The sequence below is a fragment of the Brevundimonas sp. genome (assembly GCF_046295775.1).
Classification (GTDB): domain Bacteria; phylum Pseudomonadota; class Alphaproteobacteria; order Caulobacterales; family Caulobacteraceae; genus Brevundimonas.
The window spans coordinates 1-6,418 of record NZ_JBKBML010000032.1 but is presented as its reverse complement, the minus strand read 5'-3'; the positions used below and the strand labels follow the sequence as shown (position 1 = coordinate 6,418).

The 6,418-nt window shown below is 68.4% G+C and carries 7 protein-coding genes; 4 read left to right on the top strand and 3 right to left on the bottom strand.

Features of this window, described 5'->3' with window-relative positions; all coding sequences use genetic code 11:
* Window positions 1-453 (top strand): YgfZ/GcvT domain-containing protein (locus ACK4I0_RS12885; protein WP_409611600.1); only part of this gene is annotated, 453 nt, incomplete at its 5' end.
* A gap of 6 nt (window positions 454-459) precedes the next feature.
* Here the strand turns inward: ACK4I0_RS12885 and panD are convergent.
* Window positions 460-816, bottom strand: a complete 357-nt coding sequence (gene panD, locus ACK4I0_RS12880; protein ID WP_409611598.1) for an aspartate 1-decarboxylase — start codon at window positions 814-816, stop codon at window positions 460-462.
* A 209-nt stretch (window positions 817-1,025) separates the two neighbouring features.
* Between panD and sppA the strand changes: the two genes are divergently transcribed.
* The 3 genes from sppA (at window position 1,026) to ACK4I0_RS12865 (ending at window position 3,990) form a co-directional block, all read left to right on the top strand.
* A complete protein-coding gene (gene sppA, locus ACK4I0_RS12875) occupies window positions 1,026-2,810 on the top strand; it encodes a signal peptide peptidase SppA (protein ID WP_409611596.1) in 1,785 nt (594 codons plus the stop codon).
* A 100-nt stretch (window positions 2,811-2,910) separates the two neighbouring features.
* Entirely contained in the window at window positions 2,911-3,231 is a 321-nt protein-coding gene (locus ACK4I0_RS12870) for a hypothetical protein (RefSeq protein WP_409611594.1), read from the top strand.
* Between the two features lie 9 nt (window positions 3,232-3,240).
* Window positions 3,241-3,990 carry an N-acetylmuramoyl-L-alanine amidase gene (locus ACK4I0_RS12865; protein ID WP_409611592.1) on the top strand — a complete coding sequence of 250 codons (750 nt, stop codon included), beginning with the start codon at window positions 3,241-3,243 and terminating at the stop codon, window positions 3,988-3,990.
* On the opposite strand, the gene ACK4I0_RS12860 is transcribed toward ACK4I0_RS12865, so the two are convergent.
* A complete protein-coding gene (locus tag ACK4I0_RS12860; protein ID WP_409611590.1) occupies window positions 3,987-5,648 on the bottom strand; it encodes a putative bifunctional diguanylate cyclase/phosphodiesterase in 1,662 nt (553 codons plus the stop codon). The two genes, ACK4I0_RS12865 and ACK4I0_RS12860, sit on opposite strands and share 4 nt — an antisense overlap.
* 16 nt (window positions 5,649-5,664) lie before the next feature.
* Window positions 5,665-6,267 carry a GNAT family N-acetyltransferase gene (locus ACK4I0_RS12855; RefSeq protein ID WP_409611588.1) on the bottom strand — a complete coding sequence of 201 codons (603 nt, stop codon included), beginning with the start codon at window positions 6,265-6,267 and terminating at the stop codon, window positions 5,665-5,667.
* Window positions 6,268-6,418 lie beyond the last annotated feature (151 nt).

Here is a 6,418-nt window from a genome sequence, read left to right as displayed (position 1 = left end):
TTTTCGCCCGACCCCCGGCTGGCTGCGCTGGGCGGACGGGCGCACGGCGATTTTCAGGTCAACGCCAGCGAGGATGACTGGCAGGCGCATCGCATAGCGCTGGGCGTTCCTGATGCGGCCGCGGACTGCCCCGACGACAAGACCTATCCGATCGAGGCCAACTTCGACCTTTTGAACGGCATCGACTTCCACAAGGGCTGCTTCGTCGGCCAGGAGACGACCTCGCGGATGAAGCGGCGCGGATCGATCCGCACCCGCATGCGCCCCATCGCCTTCGACGGCCCCCCGCCCCCGTTCGGAACCGAAGTGCTGAACGGCGAATTGCGCGCCGGCGAGGTGCTGAGCGGCCGCGACGGCCTGGCCATGGCGTCGCTTCGCGTGGACCGTCTTGACGGCGCGCTGACGGCCGACGGCCGCCCGGTCAGCCTGCCAGCGATCGACTGGCTGGACTGAGGTCGATCAAGCCGCGCGCTTGATCTCATTGCAGTCGTCCAGCAGCACCACGGTCGGCGACCACTGGCGCGCCTCTTCCTGCGGCAGTTGGCCGTAGGTGACGATGATGACCTTGTCGTTCTTCTGCACCAGGCGCGCGGCGGCGCCGTTGACGCCGATCACGCGGCTGCCGCGAGGCGCCTCGATGGCGTAGGTGGTGAAGCGCGCGCCGTTGGTGATGTTCAGCACGTCCACCTGCTCGTGCGGCAGAATGCCCGACGCGTCCAGCAGATCGCGGTCGATAGCGATCGAGCCCTCGTACTCCAGGTCGGCCTGAGTCACGGTGGCGCGGTGCAGCTTGGCTTTCATCAGGGTGACCAACATCCGCGGTCTCCGGCGACAGACGCGGGGCAAACGCCCCCGCACGCGAACCGCCATATAGGGTTTCGACGCCGGATCATCAATGATCAGGTTGCAATGCAGCACGGCTCTCGCAGCTGCGGCCCGCGCCGGTGAAAGGCGAGCTTGGAGCGGCCCTCTCGTGTCTCTATGGTCAAACCAGCCGCCAGTGGCCGACGGACGCATCCTCCCCGATGAAACAATTCTTCCTGACTATGCTCGGCGTCTTCGCGGGGCTGTTCCTGTTCATGATCGTCCTGCCGATCGTGCTCATCATGGCCGCCGTCGCCAGCGCAGGATCGAAGCCGGCCACGCCGGCTCAGGCGGTGGTGCAACTGGATTTGAGGGGCGGCCTGTCGGACCAGCCGTCGACCAGCCCCTTCGCCGGCCTTGGCGGCTCCAGCCTGTCGGTGATCGAGGTCGTAGACGGGCTGGCCCAGGCCGAGCGGGATCGCAACGTCAAGGCGCTGGTCGTACGCCTGCCCGAGGCGGGAATGACGCCCGCCGCCGCCGACGAGGTGCGTCAGGCCATTCAACGCTTCCGGGCCAGCGGCAAGCGCGTGATCGCCCACAGCCAAGGCTTCATGCCGGTGGGCACAGTCGTCTCCAGCTACATGGTCGGCGCGGCCGCCGACGAGCTGTGGATGCAGCCCGTAGCCAGCTTCCAGGCTTCGGGTTTCTCGGCCGACGAAATCTTCCTTGGGCGCGCCTTCGATCGCTACGGCGTCAACGCTCAGTTCGAGCAGCGCTATGAGTACAAGAACGCGGTCAATCAGTTCACCCAGAGCGACTTCACGCCGGCACACCGCGAATCGATGCTGGCCTGGATGACCTCCATCTATGACAGCGCCCTCGCCAGTGCGGCGCGCGACAGGGAGACCGACCCCGCGGCGCTGAAACAGGTCATCGAGGCCGGCCCCTATTCCGCCGAGGAAGCCCTTCAAGCCCGTCTGATCGACAAGATCGGTCAGGTCGAGGAGGCGCTGGGCGAAGCCAAGCGTCTGGCCGGATCAAATGCGGAGGTGCTGGACTTTCGTCGTTACGCCTCGACCCAGGGCCTGCGCGCCGGATCGGGCACGGACGCCATCGCCATCGTTTCGGCCGAGGGCGCCATCGTGACCGGAACCAGCTCCGGCGCGGACCCCTTTGGCTCGGGCGCGACGATTCGTTCGGACGATACGGCCAAAGCCATATACGACGCCATCGAGGACAACGCCGTTAAGGCCATCGTCTTCCGCGTCTCCTCGCCGGGCGGTTCGCCCGAGGCGTCCGAGCAAATTCTCGCCGCCGTCCGTGCCGCCAAGGCGGCGGGCAAGCCGGTGGTGGTGTCGATGGGCGCCTATGCCGCGTCCGGCGGTTACTGGATCAGTTCCGAGGCCTCCGCGATCGTGGCCCAGCCCTCGACCCTTACGGGCTCGATCGGTGTGTACGGCGGCAAGTTCGTCCTGACAGAGGCGCTCGGCCGCTTTGGCGTCGATATGCGCGGATTGACCATTGGCGGCGACTACGCCGATGCGCTGTCGCCCTCCCAGCCGTTTGACCAGGGCCAGCGCGCCGCCTTCGCCGCTTCGATGGACCGGATTTACGACGCCTTCCTGATCCGCGTCGCCCAAGGACGCAAGCTAGAGCCCGCTCGGGTTCAGGAAATCGCGCGCGGCCGCGTCTGGACCGGAGCCCAGGCCCGGGAACTGGGGCTCGTCGACGAACTCGGCGGATTGACCGAAGCCATCGCCGTGGCTCGCCGCCTCGCCGAAATTCCCGAGGATGCTTCGGTTCGCTTCAAACGCTTCCCGGCCGCGAAGTCGCCGTGGGAGGCCTTGTCGGATGCGTTCGGCGTTCAGGCCGAGGCTGCACAGGCCCTGGTGCGGATCGGCGCTGTCATAAGTTCGCCAGAAGCCCAGTCGGTCGTGCAGCGGATCGAGGCCGAACGGCTGCGCAGTCAGGGCGGCGTGGTTCTGGCGGACCAGCCGTTGCGGTGAGACAGGCCGGGCGCGTGATGTCGCACGGCATTGACCGCACAGACCTATGGACCGACATTGCTCATTGGGCGTTCATCGATCGCCCCTTAGGATTTGAGCCATGTTCCAGACTCAGCGCTTTGCCCAGACCGGTCAGTCTCCGCGTCGGCGCGGCGGCGGCGTTTTCGCCCCTGTGCTTTGGCTGTTCGGCTTCATCGCCACCGCCATCGCCATGGCGGTAGGCGCGGTTCTGGCGGTGCTGACCGCTGCGGCCGTGGCGCTGATCGCCGTGGTCGCCGGCGCCTTGGTGTTCTTCGCGGGTCTGGCGATGCGCGCGCGCCGCAAGGCCGCTCCCGTCGGCGCCGCAGACGGCGACGTCATCGAGGCCCGCAAGGTCGACGGTGCCTGGGTCGCCTATGGCTGGGAGCGCGAGGGGCGCTAAACTGCCCTGATGATAGAGGCCCCCTCCCCCAATTTCGACGCCCGCCGGGCCCTGCCCGACGCGCTGGTGCTGCACTACACTGGCATGCGGACCGGCCCCGAGGCCTTGGCGCGTCTGTGCGATCCTGAAGCGCGCGTGTCCGCCCACTATGTGGTCGAGGAAGACGGGCGCGTCTTCCGGCTCGTCGATGAGGCGCGTCGCGCCTGGCACGCCGGCCGTGGCGTCTGGCAGGGCCAGGACGACTTGAACGGCGCCGCCATCGGAATAGAGATCGTCAATCCGGGGCATAAGTTCGGTTATCGCCCCTTTCCCGACGCCCAGATCGAGGCCGTGATCGCCCTGGTCGGCGACATCCGCTCACGCTGGTCCATCCCAGACGCCCGCATCATCGCCCACTCGGACCTCGCGCCTGACCGAAAGCAGGACCCCGGCGAACTGTTTCCGTGGAAGCGGCTTGCTGAGGCCGGTCATGGGCTTTGGTTCGAACCGGCGGCCGAGCGCATCGCCGCTCTGGGCGCGCCGCTGGGCCCTGGCGACCTCGGGCTGGGCGTCACAGTTCTGCGTGCGGGTCTGCACCGTCTGGGCTACGGCCTGCGCTCCGGACCCGACTATGACGAGGAGACAGTTTCGACCGTCACCGCCTTTCAGCGCCACTGGCGGCCCGAACGGGTGGACGGCGTGGCGGACGGCGAGACGCGCGCGCGTCTGGTCGGCCTGCTGCAACTGGCCTCGGCCGAGAGCGTGACGGGCGTGCTCTAAGCCGACCGCTGCTTGATCGGCGCGGCGCCGTCGGCCAGGGATTCGTTCAGATAGACCTCGGCCTCGGTGGCCGGCAGGGCCGGTGCGTAGCCGAACCCCTGACCGTAGTGGCACTGAGCGTCCAGCAGCAGCTTGGCCAGGTGGGCGTTCTCGACGCCCTCGGCGACGACCTCCAGCGACAGGTCGCGACCGAGGTTCACGACCGACTTCACGATCTTGGCCGAGCCCTCATCCTTGTCCATCGTCAGAACGAAGTAGCGATCGATCTTCAGAGTGTCGAAGGGCAGACGCGCCAGGTACGACAACGACGAGAAGCCCGTTCCGAAGTCGTCGAGCGCCAGCGACGCGCCGGCCGTCTTCAACCGCGTCAGCACCTCGGCGGCGCTGGCGGTGTCACGCATGATGTCGCCTTCGGTGACCTCCAGCTTCAGCGCGCCGCGCGGCAGCGCCGTCTCCTTGATGATTTCAGCGACGTCCTCGACCAGGTTGGGGCGCTCGATCTCGCCGACCGACAGGTTGACGCTACAGAACAGCCGGCCCGCCGTGGGATGGCGCGCGATCCATTCCGCCAGTTGACGCGCCGCCTGGCGCATCATCAGCAGGCCCAGATCGTTCATCAGCCCCATCTCCTGGGTCAGCCCCAGGAACTCGTCGGGCGGCACCAGGCCGCGGCGCGGATGCCGCCAGCGCGCCAGCGCCTCGAAGCCGGCCACCGCGCCCGTGTTGAGGTTCACGATCGGCTGATAGAAGGGCTCGATCTCGGCGCGCACGAAGGCGTTGCGCAGATCCGCTTCCAGCGCGAGGCGGGACAGGCTGTCGCTTTCCAGCGCGCGGCCATAGGCGGCGGCCCCGCCGCGCCCCCCGCGCTTGGCCGATTCGACCGCCAGTTCGACGCGGCGCAGGATCTCGGCCGGGTCGGGCGCATCCGACCCGCCCTCGCAGGGCGCCGCGCCGATGGACACCGTCGGATAGATGTCAAAGCCCGCCACCCGTAGCGGCTGCTCCAGCGCTTGGCGCATCCGGTCCGCGCCTTGGCCCTTGGGCAGGAAGATCGCGAACTCGTCCTCGCCCACGCGCGCGGGAATGGCGTGAGCCGGAAAGGCCGCCGACAACCTTGAGCCTAGGGCCGACAGCACCAGATCGGCCCGCTCATGACCCAAGGCCTCGTTCAGCCGCTTCAGCCGATCGACATCGGCGGCCACCATTTCATACTCGCCCGGGCGGGTCAGGGTCTCGGCCACGCGCGCCAGAAAGGCGCGGCGATCCAGCAGGCCGGTCAGGGCGTCCGCCTCACCACCGGCGAACTTCATCTCGGGCGCCACCACGCCGGCGGCGCGCAGGCCGTCTTCCAGCCAGACGCCGCGCCAGACGCCGATCTCGCCGCCGCGCATTCGGATGCGATGCGCGATCTCTGTTCCCTCGGCTTGGGGCTTCAGAAGAGCGTCAGCCAGGCCTCGATCCTGCGGCAAGGCCAGCGCGATGAGGGCCGCGCTGGTGCATTCCGGCGCCAATGGCCCCAGACCCAGGCCATGGGTTGCGCCGGTGAAGCGGAGCGTGTCGTGGGATGGCGTCCAAACCCACAGGGCCGTGTCCGCCGCCGCCAGCGCCTCGATGGCGGTGGCGGCGTCCCAGGCCAGGGATCGCGGTCGTGTGCTCAAGGCGCCTTATGCCCCCTCAGGCCGGCGGCGGTTCGCCGCGCCCGACATCGTCCGCGACGACGCCGAAGAGCCAATGGTCTGCCCATTCGCCGTTAATTTTAAGATAAGCCCGCGCCTCGCCTTCCTTGCGAAACCCCGACTTCTCCAGCACTCGGCGCGAGGCCGCATTGCTGGGCAGGCATGCGGCCTCCACACGGTGCAGGCGCAAAGGCCCAAAGGCATAGGCCAGCATGGCCCGCACCCCCGCCGTTGCATGGCCCCGTCCGGCGAACGGCTGGCCGATCCAATAGCCCAGCGTGCCGGTCTCCGCGACGCCCCGCCGCACGTTCGACAGCGTCGCGGCGCCGACCAGGGTTTGATCCTCGCCGGCGAAGATGAAGAAGGGCCAAGCCGTGCCGTTCTCCATCTCGCGCGCATACAGTTGCAGCCGGCGCTTGAAGGCGGCCCGGCTCAGATCGTCCTCGGGCCAGCGCGGCTCCCACGGCTGGAGATAGTCATGCGACTGCGCACGGAGCGTGGCCCAGTCAATATGGTCGGACGGCCGGGGCGGTCGCAGCACGACGCCGGCGCCCTCCAGCACCGGCCCGGTCGTCTCGCTCATCCAGTCCAGCAGGGCCATGGCGCGGGACTATCTCTCCACCGCCGGCCGCTCGCAAACGAAAACGGCCCCCGGATTGCTCCGGGGGCCGTTTGTGGCTTGGGTCAGACCGTCGCGATTAGGCGATGATCTTGGACACGACGCCGGCGCCGACGGTGCGGCCGCCTTCGCG